Annotated in this window: 1 protein-coding gene, 2 tRNA genes and 1 pseudogene; 1 reads left to right on the forward strand and 3 read right to left on the reverse strand. The window is 40.5% G+C overall.

Translation table 11 applies throughout. The features are described from left to right. Window positions 1-504 (forward strand): annotated as a pseudogene (locus tag C5S62_RS13480) (hypothetical protein); the annotation flags it as partial. Window positions 505-982: 478 nt separating this feature from the next. On the opposite strand, the gene C5S62_RS02975 reads toward C5S62_RS13480, so the two are convergent. The 3 genes from C5S62_RS02975 to C5S62_RS13780 form a co-directional block, all read right to left on the reverse strand. Then, window positions 983-1,054: transfer RNA gene (locus C5S62_RS02975), tRNA-Glu, on the reverse strand. 9 nt (window positions 1,055-1,063) lie between these two features. Beyond that, window positions 1,064-1,150 (reverse strand) — tRNA-Ser (locus C5S62_RS02980). Continuing rightward, entirely contained in the window at window positions 1,112-1,285 is a 174-nt protein-coding gene (locus C5S62_RS13780; RefSeq protein WP_223301116.1) for a hypothetical protein, read from the reverse strand. The genes C5S62_RS02980 and C5S62_RS13780 overlap by 39 nt, the downstream gene beginning before the upstream one ends. Between the last annotated feature and the right edge of the window lie 378 nt (window positions 1,286-1,663).

Here is a 1,663-nt window from a genome sequence, read left to right on the forward strand (position 1 = left end):
TTTCATGCCCATACATACCATGGTTTCACCTCTACTTCCGGTAAAAAAATTATAGCCGAACGCGACGGTGTCTATCTCAAATTTACGTTTGATGACTGCCGCAACCTCGAGGAAGACATTCTTGAGGTAGAAAAAGACGACATTGACCAGTGGACCTACATCGCTTCACGCGACACGTGGCAACATAACGTTGAGAACGACAAAGATGGAAAGATTAATATTGAAGACATCAAGAATTCCGCTGTCATTATGTTCGCACTCGACTGCTCCAGCTCCTTGAACGGATTGTTCCCGACGCTCAAGGAGACAGCCAAGTCGTTCATAAGCCGACTGGCCGGCAGTGACGATACGGACACGGGGATTGAAGAAACATTCATCGGTAATGTCCAAGACAACGCTCCTGCGAGATACTATAATCTGCAAGGCATAGAAGTGAAAAATCCCCACGGCGGGCTATTTATTGAAGTGAAAGGAGGGAAGAGTAGAAAGGTTCTCATCCGATAAACTGACAATGCTATGACCGGGTACATCCCGGCTATCATCTGAGTGACTGCATCATAATAAAGTGCACCCCGAAAGTTTTATTGTCCTTTTCGAAACAAAAAATCGTTCGGGATAAACGATTAAAGACACCCGGATATTTCAGAAAAAAATGCCACGGCGATTCATTTCATTCGCCGCGGCATTTTTTCTGAAAGAAAGGAAGAGCATTTTACTGTTCCTATAGTTGTGATTTCCTCATCTTGCCGTTGTTCTTCTCAACGACTATGATACAGATGCTCCCCCTGGTGGGTGTTTCTTCTTTCTGATGTGCATTTTCGTTACATATCACCCATTCTAGGATGACAGTAAATTACCGAAACTTTGACTTAACCGTTAGATAGCTATAAAGATTGTATCAAACCATTGAAAACATAAACTATATAGATATAAAAATAACGACAGTTCAATTTCAAAACAAAATTAAACTATCGTAATCACGTAGCGCCTACGGGAATCGAACCCGTGTTCCATGCGTGAGAGGCATGTGTCCTAGCCGCTAGACGAAAGCGCCCTAAAAAAGCGGAAGCTGGGGGATTCGAACCCCCGGTACGGTAACCCGTACGTCAGTTTAGCAAACTGGTGGTTTCAGCCACTCACCCAAACTTCCTTTCCACGTTTTTCTTAAACGCGTTGCAAAGTTAGTACTTATTTTTATATTGCCAAAAGTTTTATGAATTTTTCTCACTACAATATTTAATAAAGATAGCATTTTAATGTGAGTAAGATAGAGTTGCTTATTCATTTCGATAAAACAATAGCAACAAGACCAGACTCTTGCAACAAAAAAAGGAAAAACACCAATATAATAAAGGTAAAAGATACCTATATCTAGAGAGGGTATGTCCTCTCATAACAGACACCCGACAAACCATATATTCCTTGAACATTCCCTAACTGATTTTAGAATAAAGGGCCTTTAAATATCACATTCCAATAACCCAATAGATCAAAAGCCAATTATCAAAAATGTAAATCAAAACATTCTTTATGATTCTTCAAATTTTGAGTCTCACATAGAGTCTTAAGATGAAAAACAGTATGTCCCGCTCCAACAAACGCTCCAATCTCTATAATTCTGGCATCCGTTCCCTCATATTTGAGCGCGAAGAGCCTCTCACAC

This window comes from Prevotella sp. MGM2, from assembly GCF_002933955.1.
In the GTDB taxonomy this organism is placed as follows: Bacteria; Bacteroidota; Bacteroidia; order Bacteroidales; family Bacteroidaceae; genus Alloprevotella.